The organism is Streptomyces sp. NRRL F-2664, from assembly GCF_000719345.1.
Lineage (GTDB): Bacteria > Actinomycetota > Actinomycetes > Streptomycetales > Streptomycetaceae > Streptomyces.
Genome location: NZ_JOFX01000480.1, coordinates 1 through 307, shown reverse-complemented (window position 1 = coordinate 307; position 307 = coordinate 1). Strand labels below are relative to the sequence as shown.

Annotated in this window: 1 protein-coding gene; it reads right to left on the bottom strand. The window is 70.0% G+C overall.

The window, feature by feature from the left end:
- Nucleotides 1-307 (bottom strand): hypothetical protein (locus IF89_RS40020; RefSeq protein WP_043195098.1); only part of this gene is annotated, 307 nt, incomplete at both ends.

The window sequence follows — 307 nt, the reverse complement described above, 5'->3', positions numbered from 1 at the left end:
GGCGGCAAGCCTGCCCGCACTGTCCGCAGTCCGGGTCACGGTGTGCGCGATGCTGCGCCGGTCCTTGCCGGGGGTGTTGACCGTCTCCTGCAGCACCTTGCCGTCCCGGCCGGTCACCTTCTGCGACAGCATCAGCCCGGTAGAACCGTTCTCGGTGTCGTAGGCGGTCTCGGTGGCGGTGCCGGCCTCATCCACCGTTTTCACCGGACGGCCGTAGGTGTCGTAGGCGGCGGCAGTCACGGTCTCCCGTTTCTGGCCGGCGCTGTTGTGGACGGTGCTGGCCTCGCGGACGGGCAGCGCCCAGTCC